The organism is Blautia coccoides (genome assembly GCF_034355335.1).
In the GTDB taxonomy this organism is placed as follows: domain Bacteria; phylum Bacillota; class Clostridia; order Lachnospirales; family Lachnospiraceae; genus Blautia; species Blautia producta.
In genome coordinates this window covers 5,864,242-5,883,338 of record NZ_CP136422.1, presented here as the reverse complement: position 1 = coordinate 5,883,338, position 19,097 = coordinate 5,864,242, and the positions used below count along the sequence as shown (strand labels likewise).

14 protein-coding genes, 2 pseudogenes, 1 riboswitch and 1 other annotated feature are annotated in these 19,097 nt (G+C 46.2%); of the genes and pseudogenes, 11 read left to right on the top strand and 5 right to left on the bottom strand.

Annotated features, from left to right (window positions below):
- Positions 1 to 24: 24 nt before the first annotated feature.
- Positions 25 to 1,047, bottom strand: coding sequence for a zinc-binding alcohol dehydrogenase family protein (locus tag BLCOC_RS26475; protein WP_018595370.1), 1,023 nt, complete (start codon positions 1,045 to 1,047; stop codon positions 25 to 27).
- A gap of 421 nt (positions 1,048 to 1,468) precedes the next feature.
- Here BLCOC_RS26475 and BLCOC_RS26470 point away from each other — a divergent pair, with 421 nt between their 5' ends.
- The 6 genes from BLCOC_RS26470 to metK all read left to right on the top strand — a co-directional run bounded on the left by BLCOC_RS26470 (position 1,469) and on the right by metK (position 9,145).
- Positions 1,469 to 2,164: a GntR family transcriptional regulator gene (locus BLCOC_RS26470; RefSeq protein WP_018595371.1), complete on the top strand. Its 696-nt coding sequence runs from the start codon at positions 1,469 to 1,471 to the stop codon at positions 2,162 to 2,164.
- Between the two features lie 207 nt (positions 2,165 to 2,371).
- Positions 2,372 to 3,775 (top strand): GntP family permease, encoded by a 1,404-nt coding sequence (locus tag BLCOC_RS26465; RefSeq protein WP_115623876.1) that lies wholly within the window; start codon positions 2,372 to 2,374, stop codon positions 3,773 to 3,775.
- Between the two features lie 384 nt (positions 3,776 to 4,159).
- On the top strand, positions 4,160 to 4,855 hold the full coding sequence (locus tag BLCOC_RS26460; RefSeq protein ID WP_018595373.1) for a FadR/GntR family transcriptional regulator: 696 nt from the start codon (positions 4,160 to 4,162) through the stop codon (positions 4,853 to 4,855).
- A 250-nt stretch (positions 4,856 to 5,105) separates the two neighbouring features.
- Positions 5,106 to 6,827, top strand: coding sequence for a dihydroxy-acid dehydratase (gene ilvD / locus BLCOC_RS26455; protein ID WP_018595374.1), 1,722 nt, complete (start codon positions 5,106 to 5,108; stop codon positions 6,825 to 6,827).
- Between the two features lie 5 nt (positions 6,828 to 6,832).
- Positions 6,833 to 7,603 (top strand): SDR family NAD(P)-dependent oxidoreductase, encoded by a 771-nt coding sequence (locus BLCOC_RS26450; RefSeq protein ID WP_029471526.1) that lies wholly within the window; start codon positions 6,833 to 6,835, stop codon positions 7,601 to 7,603.
- A 74-nt stretch (positions 7,604 to 7,677) separates the two neighbouring features.
- Positions 7,678 to 7,778: riboswitch (SAM riboswitch) on the top strand.
- A 179-nt stretch (positions 7,779 to 7,957) separates the two neighbouring features.
- Positions 7,958 to 9,145 (top strand): methionine adenosyltransferase, encoded by a 1,188-nt coding sequence (gene metK, locus BLCOC_RS26445; protein ID WP_029471525.1) that lies wholly within the window; start codon positions 7,958 to 7,960, stop codon positions 9,143 to 9,145.
- A gap of 49 nt (positions 9,146 to 9,194) precedes the next feature.
- On the opposite strand, the gene BLCOC_RS26440 is transcribed toward metK, so the two are convergent.
- Positions 9,195 to 9,440 (bottom strand): helix-turn-helix transcriptional regulator, encoded by a 246-nt coding sequence (locus BLCOC_RS26440; protein WP_026255486.1) that lies wholly within the window; start codon positions 9,438 to 9,440, stop codon positions 9,195 to 9,197.
- A gap of 115 nt (positions 9,441 to 9,555) precedes the next feature.
- Positions 9,556 to 10,950 carry an ATP-binding protein gene (locus BLCOC_RS26435; RefSeq protein WP_115623875.1) on the bottom strand — a complete coding sequence of 465 codons (1,395 nt, stop codon included), beginning with the start codon at positions 10,948 to 10,950 and terminating at the stop codon, positions 9,556 to 9,558.
- Between the two features lie 322 nt (positions 10,951 to 11,272).
- Here BLCOC_RS26435 and BLCOC_RS26430 point away from each other — a divergent pair, with 322 nt between their 5' ends.
- The 3 genes and pseudogenes from BLCOC_RS26430 to BLCOC_RS27855 all read left to right on the top strand — a co-directional run.
- Complete coding sequence (locus BLCOC_RS26430) at positions 11,273 to 12,769, top strand: sensor histidine kinase (RefSeq protein WP_115623874.1); 1,497 nt, start codon at positions 11,273 to 11,275, stop codon at positions 12,767 to 12,769.
- Entirely contained in the window at positions 12,762 to 13,451 is a 690-nt protein-coding gene (locus BLCOC_RS26425; protein WP_018595382.1) for a response regulator transcription factor, read from the top strand. Before BLCOC_RS26430 ends, BLCOC_RS26425 begins: the two co-directional genes overlap by 8 nt.
- A 488-nt stretch (positions 13,452 to 13,939) precedes the next feature.
- Positions 13,940 to 14,221: pseudogene (locus tag BLCOC_RS27855) on the top strand (hypothetical protein); the annotation flags it as partial.
- Positions 14,222 to 14,248: 27 nt separating this feature from the next.
- Here the strand turns inward: BLCOC_RS27855 and BLCOC_RS27850 are convergent.
- Positions 14,249 to 14,296: pseudogene (locus tag BLCOC_RS27850) on the bottom strand (hypothetical protein); the annotation flags it as partial.
- Positions 14,297 to 14,306: 10 nt separating this feature from the next.
- Between BLCOC_RS27850 and BLCOC_RS26420 the strand changes: the two are divergent.
- A complete protein-coding gene (locus BLCOC_RS26420; RefSeq protein ID WP_256162249.1) occupies positions 14,307 to 14,576 on the top strand; it encodes a hypothetical protein in 270 nt (89 codons plus the stop codon).
- Positions 14,577 to 14,884: 308 nt separating this feature from the next.
- Positions 14,885 to 17,242 carry a glycoside hydrolase family 3 protein gene (locus BLCOC_RS26415; RefSeq protein WP_115625501.1) on the top strand — a complete coding sequence of 786 codons (2,358 nt, stop codon included), beginning with the start codon at positions 14,885 to 14,887 and terminating at the stop codon, positions 17,240 to 17,242.
- 71 nt (positions 17,243 to 17,313) lie between these two features.
- Positions 17,314 to 17,582: a binding site (T-box leader), on the top strand.
- Positions 17,583 to 17,742: 160 nt separating this feature from the next.
- On the opposite strand, the gene BLCOC_RS26410 is transcribed toward BLCOC_RS26415, so the two are convergent.
- Positions 17,743 to 18,951: an IS110 family RNA-guided transposase gene (locus BLCOC_RS26410; protein WP_115622407.1), complete on the bottom strand. Its 1,209-nt coding sequence runs from the start codon at positions 18,949 to 18,951 to the stop codon at positions 17,743 to 17,745.
- Between the last annotated feature and the right edge of the window lie 146 nt (positions 18,952 to 19,097).

Here is a 19,097-nt window from a genome sequence, read left to right as displayed (position 1 = left end):
CCTGTTTTCCATCAATGGGTTTGTCTAGTCTTCAAACTTCAGGACCAGCTTCAGTACATCCTGGGGATGTTCTGTGATCATGGTCAGAGCTTCCATCACGTCTTTGTAATTATAAGACTTTGTCATGAGCTGTTCCGGATGCAGAGTGCCGTCCTCAAAGCCTGCGATAACTTCGTCGAAACAGTTGTTGTTCAGACGGGAGCCTGCGATGGTCAGCTCTTTTTTAGTGATATCAGCCATTGTGATCTGGGATGGAACATTTTTCAGTCCGAGAACTACAATACGTCCGGCCGGGCAGGCAAGCTGTACGCTCTGTTCAAAGGAAGAAGGAATGCAGACAGTATCCACGATCACGGGAATGCCCTCTCCGTCTGTGAATTTCAGGAGACGTTCCTCCAGATTTTCCTCAGATACCAAGACCACCTCATCAGCGCCCATGGAAAGTGCTTTGTCCAGACGTTCCTTTACAAGGTCTGTCATGATGACTTCTGCGCCGTTTCTTTTTGCAACCTGCATGGCGGCAATGCCGATGGGACCGGAACCCATGATGAGAACTTTGTCTCCCTTTGTGATCTGTCCTCTTCTGTTAATCTCCACACCGATGGTAAACGGTTCAACCAGACCCAGGAAGGATTCATCAAAATCCTTGTGGAATTTGTGGATATTGGATTCAGGCGCACAGACGAACTCAGCAAATCCGCCGTCTCTGTGGACTCCCATGACTTCCAGAGTGGAGCACACATTGTGGCGTCCAATCTTGCAGGCATAGCAGTGGCCGCAGCTTACAACCGGATCAACGGCAACCTTGTCGCCAACTTTTACAGAAGTCACTTCACTGCCGATCTCTGTCACGATCCCGCCGAACTCATGTCCGATCAGGCGAGGATAAGTTGCCAGTGAATTGGTGCCGTTATATATGCCGATATCGGATCCGCAGATACCGCCGGAAGTGATGCGGACGATCACATCCTTACTATTTTTGATCTCCGGTTTGGGAACATCGACGATTTCAACCTTGAATGGTTCGATTACTTTTATAGCTTTCATTTGATGAGAACACTCCTTTTTGTTTGAAAAATATTTAGTTTGCAACAGTGAGAATCGTAAGAATCCTGAATAGTTACAATAAAATATTGATAGAAAGTATATCTTGCATATTGCTGTATAACTGATATATTAATTGTCGGCTGTTTCTTTTATAGAATTTAAGAAAATAAGCCAAAATGGAATGGATGAATGAAAAAAATTGATATATCAGTTGGCTTGAGATTACTATAACAAATGCGGAACCAAAGTACAATATGTAAAAGTGCCAACATATAAATGGAATTTCTGTATACATTTCACAAAACGTATGACGTCCTTTGTCGTACGGCATCGCTGAAGTTGACGTGGTGCCCAGGGTGTGTTACGCTTCAATAAAGATAGGGAACAGTTACACAGAATATATAAATATAGAGGGCGGAATATGAGCATTAAAATATCAGAGAAGAGAGAAAAGGAAAATAACCGGGAATATGCATACAGACTGTTGAGAAGCAACATCATGACACTGCAGCTCATGCCTGGAACCACATTAAATGAGGGGGAGCTGACAGAACTGCTGGGGATCAGCAGGACACCGATCCATGAAGCTATCATTATGCTGAAGGAGGAATCCCTTGTGGATGTTTTCCCTCAAAGCGGTTCCAGGGTCTCCATGATACATATAGATATATTGAAGGAAGGGTATTTTGTCAGGTCTGTCATCGAACCGGAAATTATCCGTCAGATAGCCGGTAATATCCCGGAGGATGGAATGCAGGCTCTGAGGGATAACCTGGACAGACAGAAAGCAGCACTGGAGAATGAGGAGAAGATTGACCCGTTTTTTAAGCTTGACGATGAATTTCATCATCAGATCTATACCATGGCAGGGAAACAGAAGACCTGGTATGCCATGAAAAAGGTCAGCTCCCATTATGACAGAGTGAGATATCTGGACGCGATCATGAATAAGACAGATCTGGCAATGATACATCAGGAGCACAGGGATATCTTCCATATACTGCTTCTGGGACTCTCCGTGGACTTTGATCTGAAAAAATTTTATGACAGGCATCTGGGAACTTACAGGAAGCATTTCCAGGAGATACTTGAAAAATACCCGGAGTATTTCTGCTAGCAGAGTGATAAAGTAAATATAGATATAAAAAATGCACAAAAAGTTTATTGAAAATTTATAATAATCTTACATAATTAATATTTACTCTTGACGTGTGACGTCTGATTTGTTATAGTCGGTTTATGGAATGGATGAGAGGTCATACGTGTTATTACTTGCAAAAAGTGACAGGGATAACAGGAAAAGGGTAAAAGGAGGAAAACGTATATGTTTTCAGGAGAAGTGGTTACAGGGCCATTGCTGATAGGTATTTTTATTCTGGCGATCGCCGTATTATTGTTGCTGATCATTAAATTTAAGCTGAATGCTTTTGTCGCATTGCTCATCACTGCATTTGGTACAGGTGTGCTGGTGAATATGCCTCTGGCAGATGTGGCGCAGACCGTAACAGACGGTTTTGGCGGTACCCTGGGCGGTATCGGTATGGTAACAGGCCTGGGCGTTATGCTGGGTAAGTTCATGTTCGAGTCCGGAGGTATTGATTCAATTTCCAATAAGATCCTGGGCGCGTTTGGTGAGAAAAAATCACCTATTGCAGTTGCACTTTCAGGGTTTATCACAGGTATTCCGGTATTCGGTGATGTTGTGTATATCATGTTTGCCCCAATGCTTCGTGTGCTTTCCAAAAAAACAAAGATTTCCATGGTAACTTTCGCATGTGCGATTTCTGTTGCCACCACATGTACTTTTGCATTGGTACTTCCTACAGCACCACCTCTGGCTGTGGCTGAGGAGCTGAATATTGAAATCGGTATTTTCTTCTTCTATGCATTGATCTCCGCATTTGTGGGAATGATCGTGGGCGGTATTTTCTATGGTTCTATCCTGAACAAGCAGGACCACAAGAATAACCATTTCTATACCTTTGAAGATTTGGATGAAGAAGAAGCAGAATTATCCAAGAGCGGAAAAGGAAAGGGAAAAGAGCAGGCAAAGATGGGCGCCGGCAAGGCTCTGTCTATTCTCCTTGTTCCCATTATCCTGATTCTGCTGGGCAGCTTTGTTCCCCTGGCAGTGGGCAAGGATGCGGCAATTGTTCCGTTTGTAACATTTATCGGAAATAAAAACTTTGCTATGATGGCAGGCGTTATCTACGCTGCAGTCATCTCCAGAAAATACATCACAAAGACAGCCACTGACATTATGACAGAAGCTGCTGACCAGGTTGGTCTGATCCTGCTGATCACAGGTGCGGGCGGGGCGTTCGGTAAAGTTCTGCAGGCTACAGGTATCGCTGATTATGTAGCAGGTTCTCTGTCTCAGTTCAGTATTCCGATCCTGGTGCTCTGCTTCCTGATCGCACAGATCATCCGTTGTGCACAGGGTTCCACAACAGTAGCGCTTATGACAACGGCAGCCATTATGTCCAGCACCATTGCATCTGGCGGTGTATCACCTATTTTATGTGCGATCGCCATCTGTGCAGGCGGTATCGGACTTTCACTGCCCAATGACTCAGGATTCTGGGCTATCAGCCGGTTCTTTAAGATTTCTGTTACAGATACCATCCGTGGATGGAGTATCGGCGGTTTCGTTGCCGGCGTGGCAATTCTGATATTTGTATCTATACTTTCTCTGTTCCAGGGCTTCCTGCCGGGACTTATGATGTAAGTGTAAGAGCATAAGGTTAAAACAGCCGTCCGGGGGATCAGTTCCCTCCGGGCGGCATTTTTTACACGGATAGGAAAGTGCAGGCCCTTCAGGCGTTACTGTTCACATAACTTTTAGCAAACTATGAACAGTAACCTTCAGGCAGGACTCTTTTGAAATTTATGCTGTGTCTGGTAGACTTTCTTTAAACGAACATGCTATAATATGTAAACAAATGCTGAAAAATGATAACTATTCAGTAGGTCTGTGTATTTTTCACGCTGACCGCAGGAAAACCTTCGGTAAAAAGTGTCCGGTACAGGACTCCGTCTGTTTGGGGTCCCCGGTGAGACGGTGTGTATGAAGGTACAGAATTATTATAAATAAGCAAAGAGGTAATTATATATGTTGGAATCGTTGAATGAGAGTAAAAAATTGCTGCCTGAGAGAGTGGCAGAGCAGATCATCAGCCTGATAGCGGACAGGGCGCTGAAGACAGGGGATAAGCTTCCAAATGAGTTTGATATGGCACAGCAGTTATCCGTGGGCAGAGGAACCATCCGGGAGGCGGTGAAGATCCTTGTGTCCAGGAATATACTGGAGATCCGCCGGGGCTGCGGGACTTTTGTCTGTGAGAATCCGGGAGTGGTAGATGATCCCCTGGGATTTGCTTTTGTGGATGATAAGAAAAGACTGGGCCTTGATCTGTGTGAAGTCCGTATGATCATTGAACCGGAAATAGCCGCGCTGGCTGCAGAGCGCGCTGTACCGGAAGAAATAGAAGAACTCCAGAGGATCCAGGATGAGGTGAAAGAGCTTTGTGACAAAGAGGAGCCTCATATGCACAAGGACATTGAGTTTCATGAAATGCTGGCAAAGATGAGCAAGAATCTGATCATGCCGAATATCATTCCTGTCATCCAGTCGGGTATCTCCCTTTTTATAAATATCACGGATTATTCCCTGACAAAAGAAACCGTGCGGACCCACCAGATGATCGTAGATGCGATCAGGGAGCGGGATCCCAAAGCGGCAAAGGCTGCCATGATAGAGCATCTTGCAAGTAATCAGGAAAAGATAGAAAGACTTTCCGGGCTGTAAAAGGCCCGGATTTTTTTATGCGGGTCCGGCGGTGCAGGACAAGGCATAGGTTTCCTTTTTGTGAAATATGCATAAAACCGAAAGGGTAAAAATAAGCAAAAGGGATAAAATCAGCGAGCCTCTTGACCATGGGAGAAAGAAGTGTTACTATACTAACAGATACGACGTATGATGTCTTGAAAAAAGAAAACCAATCCATTCCAAACCAAGCAGCAATTTATCAGATTCAGTTAGTCAAAGGAGAACGATTATGAAGTTAAGAAGCCAGGAATTAAGAAAAATAGCACCGGAATTAGATCCGCTCCGTCTGGGAACAGGATGGAAGCTGGAGGATCTGTCGAAACCCCAGATTATGATCGAGAGTACATTTGGTGACAGCCACCCGGGCAGCGGACACCTGCTGGAGCTTGTGGAAGAGGCAAGGGCCGGAATCGCAGAGGCAGGCGGACACGGGGCAAGGTATTTTACCACCGATATCTGTGACGGTGAAGCGCAGGGACACGATGGGATCAATTATTCCCTGGCTTCCAGAGATATGATCGCCAACATGATCGAGATCCATGCCAATGCAACACCATTTGACGGCGGTGTCTTTGTTGCAAGCTGTGATAAGGGAATGCCGGCACATCTGATGGGAGTGGGAAGAGTCAATATCCCTTCCATCATTGTGACAGGCGGAGTTATGGATGCAGGTCCTGATCTTCTCACACTGGAACAGATCGGTATGTATAATGCCATGTGTGAGCGGGGGGAGATCACGGAGGAAAAGCTGACTTTCTACAAACATAACGCATGTCCCTCCTGCGGCGCCTGCTCCTTCATGGGAACAGCATCCACCATGCAGATCATGGCAGAGGCCCTGGGCCTGATGCTGCCGGGCAGCGCTCTCATGCCTGCCACTAGCAAGGATCTGCGGACAGTGGCAAGAGAAGCGGGAAAACAGTCCGTATGGCTGGCAGAGCATGACCTGACGCCGGATAAGATCGTGACTATGAAGTCTTTTGAGAATGCGATCATGGTGCACGCAGCTATCTCCGGCTCCACTAATTCCCTGCTTCACCTTCCGGCTATCGCAAGGGAGTTCGGTATTGAGATTGACGGGGATACCTTTGACAGACTGCACAGAGGCGCACATTATCTGCTGAACATCCGTCCGGCAGGGGAGTGGCCGGCACAGTTCTTCTATTATGCAGGCGGTGTTCCTACGATCATGGAAGAGATCAAAGATATGCTGCATCTGGATGTGATGACTGTCACAGGCAAAACTCTGGGTGAGAACCTGGAAGAACTGAAAAAGAACGGCTTTTATGATAAATGCGACAGCTATCTGGAGAAGGTGGGCCTGAAGAGAGAGGATGTGATCCGTCCCTTTGACAAACCCTTCGGAACAGACGGAAGTATTGGAATCCTCTATGGCAATCTGGCTCCTGACGGGGCAGTGGTAAAACATACTGTAGTGCCAAAGGAGATGTTTGAGGCAACCCTGAAAGCACGTCCCTTTGACTGTGAAGAGGATGCCATCCATGCAGTGCTGACTCATGAGATCAAGCCCGGTGATGCGGTGATCATCCGTTATGAGGGGCCAAAAGGCAGCGGTATGCCGGAGATGTTCTATACCACAGAGGCTATTGCTTCTGATGCGGAGCTGGGCGCCTCCATCGCCCTTCTCACAGACGGAAGATTTTCAGGAGCATCCAAGGGACCGGCGATCGGACATATCTCTCCGGAGGCGGCAGAAGGCGGCCCCATCGCTCTGGTTGAAGAGGGTGACCTGATCGAGGTGAACATTCCCAATCGTGTCCTGCGCATAGTGGGAATTGCAGGTGAGAAGAAGACGCAGGAAGAGATTGAGGCTGTTTTGAAGGAGCGCAGAAGCAAATGGCAGCCTAAACCGGTGAAATATGAAAAAGGTGTATTAAAAATCTTCTCAGAAAGGGCCGTCTCTCCTATGAAGGGCGGATACATGGAGTAAGGCAGATGCATGCACAGAATTTATTTGATATCAGCGGAAAAAAGGCTATTGTGACAGGCGGGACAAGAGGTCTGGGCTATGGAATGGCAGAAGGTTATATGGAGGCAGGCTGCGAGGTGGCTATAGTGGGTACCTCTGACAGCGTGTACCGGGTGGCAGAGGAATTTAAGAGCCGCGGGTTTAAATGCTATGGAGTCAAAGGAAATCTTGGGGACAGGCAGGATATTTACCGTGTCTTCCGGGAATGCCTTGAAAAGCTGGGCGGTGAAGTGGATATACTCCTGACTGCCCATGGCATCCAGAGGCGTCACAGCGCGGAAGAATTTCCAATGGAAGAGTGGGATGAGGTGATCCGTGTGAACCTGACAAGCATTTTTATCCTATGCCAGGAGGCGGCAAAGGTCATGCTGAAAAAGGGATACGGAAAGATCATCAATATTGCGTCCATGAATTCTTTCTTCGGCGGCCAGACCATACCTGCATATGCAGCATCCAAGGGCGGTGTGGCACAGCTTACCAAGGAGCTTACCAATGACTGGCTGGCAAGAGGAATCAATGTAAATGCCATCGCACCGGGATATATGGCAACCGAGATGAACAAAGCACTAATGGACCCGGAAAATCCCAGGTTTGCCTCCATCTCCGAGAGAATCCCGGCACACCGCTGGGGAACCGGTGATGATATGAAGGGTGCGGCTATTTTCCTGGCTTCCCATGCAAGTGATTATGTGAGCGGTGCTGTGATCCCCGTGGACGGCGGGTATCTGGTGAAATAAATCCCGGAATTACCCATTGACAAACAATCAAAAAAGCGTTATCGTATATGAGACAAGTGAATAGGTTATAATTTCTCTTATTCAGAGTGATGGAGATACATAGGATCTGTGAAGTCACGGCAACCCCTTGCAGAAGGAAGGTGCCAACCTGAGCGAAATAGTCGAACAATAAGAGGATTCATTTATGTATGATATGGGTCCGCTTATGCGGACCCTTTTTATTGCATACGGCGCGCAAGAGGAAAATAACCACAGGCGGCTGTGCCTTGGCGCAGGGATCCGCCCCAGGATAAATGAGTCGTAACTGTCCAGTTTTTTTAACAGTTACAAGCAGTCTTATAAAAGGAGAAAAACATGGAAAAAAGATTATTTACATCTGAATCTGTAACCGAAGGCCATCCGGATAAAATGTGTGATGCCATTTCCGATGCCATTCTCGACGCATTGATGGAAAAAGACCCTATGAGCCGTGTGGCCTGCGAGACCTGTACCACAACAGGTATGGTCATGGTAATGGGCGAGATCACTACAAACGCCTATGTAGATATTCCGAAGATCGTAAGGGAAACCGTACGGGAAATCGGATATACCAGAGCAAAGTATGGTTTTGATGCGGAGACCTGCGGCGTTATCACAACCATTGACGAGCAGTCAAAGGATATTGCTCTGGGTGTGGACAAGGCTCTGGAGGCCAAGGAAAACACCATGTCCGAGGCAGAGATTGACGCCATCGGTGCCGGTGACCAGGGTATGATGTATGGCTTTGCCTCAGATGAGACAGAGGAGTTTATGCCTTATCCGATTTCTCTGGCACATAAACTGTCACGCCAGCTGACTAAGATCAGAAAAGACGGGACACTGAATTATTTAAGGCCGGACGGTAAGACACAGGTGACGGTTGAATATGATGAGAATGACCGCCCCATCCGCCTGGACGCAGTGGTACTCTCCACACAGCATGATCCGGATGTGACACAGGAGCAGATTCATGAGGATATTAAAAAATATGTGTTTGACCCCATTCTTCCGGCAGATATGGTGGATGCTGAGACAAAATTTTTCATCAACCCCACAGGTCGTTTTGTTATCGGCGGACCTCACGGGGACAGCGGCCTGACAGGACGTAAGATCATTGTGGACACATACGGCGGATATGCGCGTCACGGCGGCGGTGCTTTTTCCGGTAAGGACTGCACAAAAGTGGACCGTTCCGCAGCATACGCAGCGCGTTATGTGGCCAAGAATATGGTTGCAGCAGGCCTGGCAAGGAAATGTGAAATCCAGCTCTCCTATGCCATCGGCGTGGCTCATCCCACATCCATCCAGGTGGAGACTTTTGGTACGGGAAAACTTTCAGACCAGAAGCTGACAGAGATCGTACGTGAGAACTTTGATCTGAGACCCGCAGGAATTATCAAAATGCTGGATCTGAGACGTCCAATCTACAAACAGACTGCAGCTTACGGACATTTCGGAAGAAATGATCTGAATCTGCCTTGGGAGAAACTGGACAAAGCAGAGGACTTGAAGAAATATTTATAGGAAATAAAAAGGTTCCGCATTCGTTATAGAAAAGAATGCGGAACCTTTTTTACTGCTGCTGCTGTTCACGAAAATTGAACAGATCCCGGGGCTGGATGTCCAGGGCATCTGCAATATCAAACAGGCTTTCCAGTGAAAGGGATGTTTTGATCCTGGGAGCCTCGATATTACTGATGTGCGTACGGCTCAGACCAACGGCATTTGCAAGCTGTAATTGTGTGAGCCCTTTCAGTTTCCGGTAATACGATATAGTCAGTCCCAGCTCCCGAAACTGGCGTTCTCTTTTTTCGTCCATTTCTGCCGTGTCTCCTTTTTTCTTTTTAGTATATCCAAAAGGAAACTTGATAAAAACGAACCGATACTTGACAAATATAAAACAATGGTTAACATGTGCACCTATTTTACCAAATTTAGCAGATATCAGGTGTGCAGACTGCGGCATCTCCGCAGGTACACATCTGCTCCAGAGTAAAGACCTTTACTGTGTCCCCATAGATGGTTTCCATGCCTGAGACAAAATCAGATTTTGCAAAAAGATAGTACCATATTGTACTGTGGGGAAAGAGGCTGGCGTGTTTCTGGAGACCCTGCAGGCCTTCCAGGTCGATCCATTCATCTGTCCAGAAGCAGTCCCCAAGCAGTATGTTATGGTCATCAGCGGCGGCAATGGGGACGTATTCTGTACGTTTTCTGGTGGGATGCTGCCCCCACCAGCTACCGGCGTGGTCATAAGAAAAGGGAGCATCCCCCCTCTGGGCCAGCAGATCCAGATACTGTCTGCAGATATCCTCAAAGGTCTCCTTGGAATACCTGTCCAGAGACGGAAGGACTTCTTTTTCAAATATTTCTCTGCCGCATCCAAGTTCAATGGCACTTCGGTTAGGTGCTGCGAAGGTATACCAGAAGCGGAACACGCCGTCAGATATCCGGTAGAGCGTTCTGCGGCTTCCCGCATCCTCGGTAACGGGAATGATCTTGTCCACCAGTCCAAGCAGATCCAAGGTGTTCATAAGACTGCCGGCAGCGCTGGGCGTCAGTTCTGTCCGCTCACAGATTTCGTGGAGCTTGCGTCTTTTGGCTCCAAGACACAGAAGGGCAGAATGGGCCAGCTCCGGCTCAGACAGATGTACCTTTAAAAATTTGGTGGGCCGGCGGTAAAATTCTCCCTTATCAGTAAAGAATAACTGATACAGGTTTTCACGGAAAGGTGTCTCATTGACAAAGTAGGACAGGTATCCTGGGACACCTCCCGTAATGCCGAATATGCAGATCTGCTGTTCTACGGGCAGATGGCGGAAAAGCTGGCGTGTCTCAAAAAAGGTAAAAGGCTTCAGGAGCAGTGGATTGGCTGTCTGTGCGGCCTCTTTCTCGTACAGGGATGCGGGTTTACATAAAATTAAAAAGAGACGGGAATTTTTCCACTCTTTCGACATATAAGACTGTACTAATGTGGATAGTCTCCGGTTTTTATTTATCATATGTGGATAATCGTCAATAATAAAGAGCAGGGACTGTTCTCTTGCTGCTTTGCCGATCGTGCGGAACAGTTCAGCGAACCTTTTGGCGGCTTTTAGCTTTTCCAAAGGACCCAGTATTCGGATGGCCTCTTTTTTTAGAGCTAGAAAATTCTCGGCGTCCGTAGTCTCCAGGGGCTTAAAATACAGAGTCCGTCTGCCCGCAGAAAACTGTCTGAGAAGTGTGGTCTTTCCCATACCGGCGTCACAGTAGAGGGAAACAGACTGAAAGCAGTTCTGCCCATACAGTTCATTTAATTTTGCAAGATGGTTATCTTTATCTAAAAACATAATTTCTCCTCGGTAAATTCTGCGGTCTGGCCGCGGTAGTTTCACATATCAATTAGAAAGCCTGTGAAGCGTTCTTCTATTGTTTATATTTTAGAAGGTGTTTCAGGTAAAGTCAAAGCATTTTGTATGGTTTTTTATAGAAAGTTTAGATTTGGTTCACTTTTGTTTAGAAGAAAACACAGTAAATTATGCTATAATATTTACCAGAAGACATTATGCCCGTTTTTAGGCATTTGTATTTAGCCTTATAAGGCAGAGTCGGGGGATCACAGATATCTGTCCTGACTAAAAAGCAATTGCATTGACAGAAAGGTGCCGGAACATGAAATTAAAGACAAGGATCATCGTTTCTTTTTTTATCATTATACTGGAGCCTCTGCTGTTTACCGGTATGGCATTCTGGGGATTCAGCCAGTACCAGCTCAAGGCCATAGAGAAAAAGTACGGGATTGAGAATGCCACATACGAAAGCTTGACCAACACAGCAGAAGTGATCAACAGCATGACCAGCGGTACCATAGGCCGTTTGGCAGAGGCAGCCAGGAATTCTCCTAAGGAATTGGAAAATATTGAATATCTGGATTCCGTTAATAAGGAATTGGAACAGGTGCACTCCTATCTTATTGTGCGGGAAGATGATAAGATAAGGTATACAGGGTGTGATCCCTATCCGTCGGAGCTTATCAGCAGACTGCCGGATTACAAGGATGACAGCAGTGACAGCAGCGACGGATTTTATCTGGGGGGCAAAATAAAAGCACTGGTAAAGCAGATTGATTTTGAGACCAGTGAACACGGAAAGGGCAGTCTTTTTGTGGTCTCCAGTGTGTTCAAAACAATGCCGCAGATAGAGGAACTGATCCGTAATATGGTGGTGGCTGTGGTCATCATCCTCACCGGTACGGCGCTGGGGCTTACCTGGTGGATCTATCGGGGCGTCATTTCTCCTCTTGATAAGCTGCGGACAGCTACACAGAAGATCAAGGAGGGGAACCTGGATTTCTCCATTGCCAGCGAGGGGGTTAATGAGATCTCCGATCTATGCCAGGATTTTGAGGCCATGAGGCAGAGACTGAAGGAAAACGCAGAGGAGAAGCTGGAGTTCGACAAAGACAACAAGGAACTGATCAGCAACATTTCCCATGACCTGAAGACACCTATAACGGCTATTAAAGGATATGTGGAAGGTATTATGGATGGTGTGGCGAATACACCGGAAAAGATGGACAGATATATCCATACAATCTATAATAAGGCTAACGATATGGACAGGCTGATCAACGAACTGACTTTTTATTCCAAGATGGACACAAACAGGATACCATACACATTCAATAAGATTTCCGTGACAGAATTTTTTGATGACTGTGCGGAGGAGCTGGATTCTGAGCTGGAATCCAAGTCAGTGCAGTTCCAGTATTCCAATTATGCAGGACCTGAGGTGCTTGTCATTGCCGACGCGGAGCAGATCAAAAGGGTTATAAATAATATCGTGAGCAACTCTCTCAAATACATGGATAGCAGCAGAGATCGGAGGATCAATCTGCGGGTGAAGGACGTAGGAGATTTTGTCCAGGTAGAGATTGAGGACAACGGAAAAGGAATCGCAGCTAAAGATCTGCCCAATATTTTTGACAGATTTTACCGCACGGATGCCTCCAGGAATTCTTCCAAGGGGGGAAGCGGTATTGGTCTTTCCATAGTGAAGAAAATAATGGAGGACCACGGCGGCAAGGTCTGGGCAACAAGTAAGGAGAATATCGGAACGGTTATGTACTTCGTTCTTAGAAAATACCAGGAGGTACCAATGAATGAGTAAGATTTTGATTATTGAGGATGAGGAGGCAATTGCCGACCTTGAGAAAGACTATCTGGAGCTGAGCGGCTTTGAAGTGGAGATTGAAAACAGAGGTGATGTGGGGCTTAAAAAAGCACTGGAGGGAAATTATGATCTGTTTATCCTGGATCTGATGCTGCCGGAAGTGGACGGCTTTGAGATCTGCCGGGAGATCAGAAATGTAAAGAATAATCCGGTGATTATGGTTTCCGCCAAAAAGGATGACATTGATAAGATCCGCGGCCTGGGCCTGGGGGCAGATGACTATATGACAAAACCATTCAGTCCAAGCGAACTGGTTGCCAGGGTAAAAGCTCATTTGGCCAGATATGAGAGACTTATTGGTACCGGTGTGCAGGAGAATGATATTATTGAAATCCGGGGTCTGAAGATTGATAAGACGGCAAGGCGTGTATGGATCAATGGGGAGGAGAAGAATTTTACAACCAAAGAGTTTGACCTGCTCACTTTCCTGGCACAGAATCCTAACAGGGTGTTCACAAAAGATGAACTGTTCAAGGAAATCTGGGCTATGGAGTCCATCGGAGATATTGCCACCGTAACGGTGCATATTAAGAAGATTCGTGAGAAGATCGAGTTCAACACAGCGAAGCCCCAGTATATTGAGACTATATGGGGTGTGGGGTACCGGTTTAAGGTGTAAGGTGACTTTCTTGTGGGCATAGAGGTTAATGTGCAGACCTAAGGAATAGTTATAAAGTTTATTAGATATTGTCATTATAAGCCATAGTAAATGCATTCGTGGATTAAATTCCACGGGTGCATTTACAAGGCAGTCCCGAGGCAGACACGCACCAGACTGGGTATTGCTATAATTACCGGCCCGCTTGTTGAATTAGAGTTTTTTCTGTGCTATACTGGATACATTCATGAATCGCAATTTCATGATTTCTGCTTTTCAGCCGAAAGGCTGTCAAATGGGGAGTTCCCCCGATTTTACCAAATCAAAACCAATTAAATAAGTGGTCATATTTCAAGAGAAAGTCTTGAATAATCTATAGTTCTTTTCTATACTTAGATATAGAAAGGGCCGTTACGGTTCAGTGCCTTTACAAAAACGTGAAGGCCTGCTGATTGGTTCCCAAAAGCCTTCCTTTTGTCATATGATATGCAAAAGGAGGGCATTTATGGCATGAGGAGCCGCTTCCGGCGGGAACAAAGGTCCGGAAGATCAGAGTGGAAGATGTACTCTACATGAATTTCTGCAATGACATATCTTTTGGCATTGAAGATAAGGTTATGGTGTTCGGAGAGCATCAGTCAACGATCAATGAAAATATGCCGCTGAGGGATCTTCTGTATATCGGCCGTGCATTGGAGCAGATCGTCCCGGTGCGTGACCGGTACAGGAAAAAAGCAGTAAGGCTCCCAACTCCGGAGTTTTATACCTTTTATAATGGGAAGGAGCCATGGGCTAGAGTGTGTTTGAAAATTCACTCCGACAATCTGCACACCCCACTTTGCGGCATATTTGGCTACAAATGCCATAGAAGAATGTATGAAAGCAGGAATACTGGCCGATTATCTGAAGAAGAAAGGCAGTGAGGTGGTAAATATGCTGATAGCGGAATATGATTATGATCTGAATGTGGAAGTACAGCGTGAGGAAGCCTATGCGGCGGGAAGGGAAGAAGGGCAGAAGGAGAAACTGCAGGAACAGGTAAATAGGAAACTGGAAAAGGGAAAATCCATAGATACCATTGCGGAGGAACTGGAGGAAAGTCGCGAAGTAATTGCCGAAATTGTTATAAAATTACAGAGCACCTGAAGTTTACGTACATGGAAACTGTTTGCTTTGCAGCATTGATTTTTTCAAAATAATAATTTATCCTAATGCGTCATTATTTCCATAAAACAGTCGCTTACCGAAGACATTGATAAATTCTATTGGCAGAAATCTGCTTTGGATAATGGTGAATAGCAGTATTGGTATATGGTGAATAAGAATGTCAATATCAGGAACATATAAGTCAATATAAGCTCTTGCTCCCTGAAAGAAGGCGGGATAAGATGGAAAAAAGATTAAAAGGAATCCCGTTCAAACAGGCGGGAGACGGATTAGGAGGGTTTTTATTTATGAAAAGATGGGCACGTGCACTGTATCAGCCATGTCTGCCTCTGGGCAGGGACGGACAGAGAGTCACAGGATGCGAAGAGCATATTCAATTATCCAGGAGAGCAGCCGCAGAGGGAATGGTGCTGCTGAAAAATGAAAAGAATATTCTGCCCTTTGAAAGAGGAACCAGACTGGCTCTGTTTGGAAAAGGCAGTGTGGATTATGTGAAAGGCGGCGGAGGCAGCGGGGATGTGACCACAGCCTATGCGCGCAGTCTGCAGGATGGTTTGGAAATTAAGGAGAAAGAGGAAAAGGTACAGATCCTTGCGCCTCTGGGTGAATTTTACAGAGAAAATGTAAAGGCGCAGTATGCCCGGGGCGTAGAGCCCGGTATGACTGCAGAACCTGAGATTCCATGTGATCTTCTTGAAAAAACAAAAGCATGGGCTGATATTGCCGTGATATCTATCTGCAGGTTTTCAGGAGAAGGATGGGACAGGAAAGGAGTTCCGGGGGACGGAGACTTTTATCTTACAAAGGAAGAACAGAAGATGGTGGAGGCTGTGACAGCCAGCTTTGACAAAGTTGTGGTGGTGCTGAATGTGGGCGGTATGGCAGATACCTCCTGGTTCTGCTGTTCCGATAAGATACAGGGTGTTCTTCTGGCCTGGCAGGGCGGTATGGAGGGCGGCCTGGCGGCTGCAGACCTGCTGTGCGGTGATGTGAACCCATCAGGAAAACTGACAGACACCTTTGCCGGGACCTTTGACGACTATCCCTCATCTGCCGGTTTCAATGAGTCTGAGGAGTATGTGGATTATACAGAAGATATTTATGTGGGATACCGGTATTTTGAAACTATTCCGGGTGCCGCTAAAAAGGTGAATTATCCCTTCGGGTTCGGTCTCTCCTATACGGAGTTTGAGATTGAGCCTGTCAGGGCAGGGGAATCAGGCGGTGTCATACGTGTGGATGTGAAGGTCACAAATATGGGGAACAGATCCGGTAAAGAGGTGGTACAGCTTTATTACCGTGCCCCACAGGGCCTCTTGGGAAAACCGCTGGAGGTACTGGGCGCTTTCGGCAAGACGGGCCTTCTGGCTGCCGGACAGTCCCAGATCCTCAGACTGGAGCTGCCCGCTGCGGACATGGCATCCTATGATGATCTGGGAAAGGTACAGGCGTCTGCTTATGTGCTGGAAGCGGGAAGTTATTCTTTCAAAGTCGGCAATTCCGTGCGAAATACAGTAAAACTGGATTATGAATACCAGGTAGAAGAGACCACAGTGACAGAGCAGCTTACCAGGAAGTGCGCACCTACAGCACTGAAGACACGTCTTCTGTCGGATGGGTCTTTTGAATCACTGACCTTGTATGAGAACAGATATGAAAAGAACGGGCTTGTTCCCCAGGATATTGAAACCTTGGAGGGTGTAGAGCCTGATGTGCAGGAGATCACCTGGCAGGAGAAAAAAGAGTGGACAGATGAAGGCAGGATCACCCTGGAGGATGTTGCGGAGGGAAAATCCAGCCTGGATCAGCTCCTGGAGCAGCTCAGCGATAGGGAAGTGGCCCGGCTGCTGGGCGGACAGGCCAATACAGGTGTTGCGAATACATATGGAATGGGCAGTCTGCCGGCATACGGGATTCCCAATATAATGACTGCTGACGGTCCTGCAGGACTGAGGATCAGGGAAGAGTGCGGCGTGTATACCACTGCATGGCCCTGTGCTACACTGCTTGCCTGTACCTGGAATCCGGAGCTTGTGTTTGAAGTGGGAGCGGCAGGCGCGGCAGAAGTCAAGGAGAACAATATAGGTATCTGGCTTACACCTGCCATGAATATTCACAGAAGTCCTCTGTGCGGTAGAAACTTTGAGTATTATTCAGAAGATCCCCTGGTATCAGGGAAGATGGGATCAGCCATGATCCGCGGAATCCAGTCCCGGCATGTGGGGGCATCCATGAAACATTTTTGCTGTAATAATAAGGAAACCAACAGAAAGGACAGCGATTCCAGGGTATCGGAGAGAGCGCTGAGAGAGATTTATCTGAAAGGCTTTGAGATTGCGGTAAAGGAAGCCCAGCCCTGGACGGTGATGTCATCCTATAACCTTATGAATGGATATCCTACATCCTGCAACCCGGAACTGCTTCAGGGAATCCTAAGAGATGAATGGGGATTTGAAGGGATGGTGACTACGGACTGGTGGAATCACGCTGAGCATTATTTAGAGGTGAAGGCGGGCGGAGATATCAAGATGGGTTGCGGTTATCCTGAAAGGATCCTGGAAGCAAAGGAAAAGGGATTGGTAAGCCGGGAAGAAATGGAGAGGTGCGCAAAGAGAATTCTGCAGATGATACTGAAAATAGATTGATCTGGCTGCAGCAGTTCAGCCTTTCATACCGTTGACATAGAAGACATTTTGTGATAAGATTCGGAATCAAGAGAAAGGCGTTGAGAAGAGATAGTAAGCGTGTCTGTACGTTCCAGAGAGAAGCCGGGTGGTGCGAGGCTTTATGAAGGGGCGCTGAACCGGTCTTTGAGCTGCGGGCTGAAAGGTGACGAGTAGGTTTTGACGGGTATCCTCCGTTATGGGGATGGAGTATCGGATGGCTGATGAAGATGGATCAAAGGGGCATCCTGTACTTATGGAGCGCAGAATGAGAATTCTGAAATCAGGTGGTAACACGGATATTTGTTTATTCGCCCTGAACCGGCTAGGCTGGTTCAGGGCTTTTGTTGTATTTACAAAAAAAGCCTGCAAATAAAAAGTCAAGGCTAAATTGAAGAACATTGAAAATTTTATACAGGTTGAAAATTAGGTATCAAAATAAGACCACCACACCAGTGCTGGTCTGAGAATTATAATGATGATTAGGATTCTGGAAGAGATGAAAGATATTCTTTCACTCGTCCGTAATAGATTCTTAGAAACTTGTTGGCACCTGCAGTCATATAGACATAATAAGGCTTGCCTTGTGCCCGTTTCTTATCTATGAACTGATACACAGGATCATCCTGTGGGTGTGTTTTTATTAAGACATCCATTACCTGAAATAAAGTCTTTCTAAGATCAGATGAGCCTCGTTTTGAAGTTGGAACACTTTTTTGTTCATAACTTCCCGATTCATTAACACCGGGATCTACACCGGCAAAAGCAGTAATAGCACCTTTATGGGTAAAACGGGAAACATCACCAATCTCAGCCATCAATTGAGGACCAAGCGAAGCACCAACCCCTTTCATCGCCATAACAATAGGATACTCTGGGAGTTTGGATGCAGTTTCATTCATAAGTGTGCGTAGTGATTCAACGGTTGTAGAAGCACTGTTAAGCTGGTTTACAGCCTGCTTGATAATAAGCTTTGTAATGTCATCCTTAGGAAGTACAGGAACAAGTTCCTTTGCTTTTCCATAGATTTCCTCAGCTTTGGATTGGCTGAAGTTGTACTTCTTACGTTTGCACCAGTTTTGATAATGGTCGATAAAGGCATTCAGAGACATTTTACGGACACAGTCCACATGCCAGTATGTAGATGCAAAATCAACCCATTTCTGGCTGCCGTCACTGCGTGCAGGACTGTCAAAGTAAGTATTAACACCAGGATAGGTTTGGTCAAGGATGCCGATAAGATTATTTTTCATAGCCGTCTTGTGCTTCATGTAAAAGCCGAACTGACGGTTCATGGTTTTGAGCTGATTGCGTAATTCATCCATAACATTATACTGTTTAAGATTTTGCCATTTGTCAAGAGCATATCGGGCAATCTTAACAGCATCCGCTTTATCAGATTTCACTTTACGAAGAGAATCATTATCAAAGTCTTTGATAAGTTTTGGGTTAATGGCACTGACGAAAAGATTTGCCTTTGAAAGCTGATGGGCGAGGACTTCATAATAACGTCCTGTGTGCTCCATCACGATTCGGGACTCCCCTTCAACAGAGTTGATGAGTTCTACAAGTGAATGGATATCACTGGCTGTGTGTTTGATTTCGAAAGGTGCGGAAACAATTTCACCGAAAGGTCGCATGATAGCAACCATACTCTTACCTTTTGAAACATCGATACCTACTGCGTTCATAAATTGTCACTCCTTAAGATTATTGCAATGGATAAATACCAGTTTTACTCATTGCCTATTCAATCTACTGTGGTGTGACGCGAATGCACCTATGGCGATTCAACCTGCATAAAACGAACGCTGCGAATGAGGAGCTGGTTATCAGT

What these genes read in the sequence shown, in the direction of transcription:
- BLCOC_RS26430 (WP_115623874.1), top strand. Translation starts at nt 11,273, where the DNA reads ATGAAATTAAAGACAAGGATCATCGTTTCTTTTTTTATCATTATACTG.
- BLCOC_RS26420 (WP_256162249.1), top strand. Translation starts at nt 14,307, where the DNA reads ATGAAAGCAGGAATACTGGCCGATTATCTGAAGAAGAAAGGCAGTGAG.
- BLCOC_RS26425 (WP_018595382.1), top strand. Translation starts at nt 12,762, where the DNA reads ATGAGTAAGATTTTGATTATTGAGGATGAGGAGGCAATTGCCGACCTT.
- BLCOC_RS26470 (WP_018595371.1), top strand. Translation starts at nt 1,469, where the DNA reads ATGAGCATTAAAATATCAGAGAAGAGAGAAAAGGAAAATAACCGGGAA.
- BLCOC_RS26475 (WP_018595370.1), bottom strand. Translation starts at nt 1,047, where the DNA reads ATGAAAGCTATAAAAGTAATCGAACCATTCAAGGTTGAAATCGTCGAT.
- ilvD (WP_018595374.1), top strand. Translation starts at nt 5,106, where the DNA reads ATGAAGTTAAGAAGCCAGGAATTAAGAAAAATAGCACCGGAATTAGAT.
- metK (WP_029471525.1), top strand. Translation starts at nt 7,958, where the DNA reads ATGGAAAAAAGATTATTTACATCTGAATCTGTAACCGAAGGCCATCCG.
- BLCOC_RS26450 (WP_029471526.1), top strand. Translation starts at nt 6,833, where the DNA reads ATGCATGCACAGAATTTATTTGATATCAGCGGAAAAAAGGCTATTGTG.
- BLCOC_RS26415 (WP_115625501.1), top strand. Translation starts at nt 14,885, where the DNA reads ATGAAAAGATGGGCACGTGCACTGTATCAGCCATGTCTGCCTCTGGGC.
- BLCOC_RS26440 (WP_026255486.1), bottom strand. Translation starts at nt 9,440, where the DNA reads ATGGACGAAAAAAGAGAACGCCAGTTTCGGGAGCTGGGACTGACTATA.
- BLCOC_RS26435 (WP_115623875.1), bottom strand. Translation starts at nt 10,950, where the DNA reads ATGTTTTTAGATAAAGATAACCATCTTGCAAAATTAAATGAACTGTAT.
- BLCOC_RS26465 (WP_115623876.1), top strand. Translation starts at nt 2,372, where the DNA reads ATGTTTTCAGGAGAAGTGGTTACAGGGCCATTGCTGATAGGTATTTTT.
- BLCOC_RS26460 (WP_018595373.1), top strand. Translation starts at nt 4,160, where the DNA reads ATGTTGGAATCGTTGAATGAGAGTAAAAAATTGCTGCCTGAGAGAGTG.
- BLCOC_RS26410 (WP_115622407.1), bottom strand. Translation starts at nt 18,951, where the DNA reads ATGAACGCAGTAGGTATCGATGTTTCAAAAGGTAAGAGTATGGTTGCT.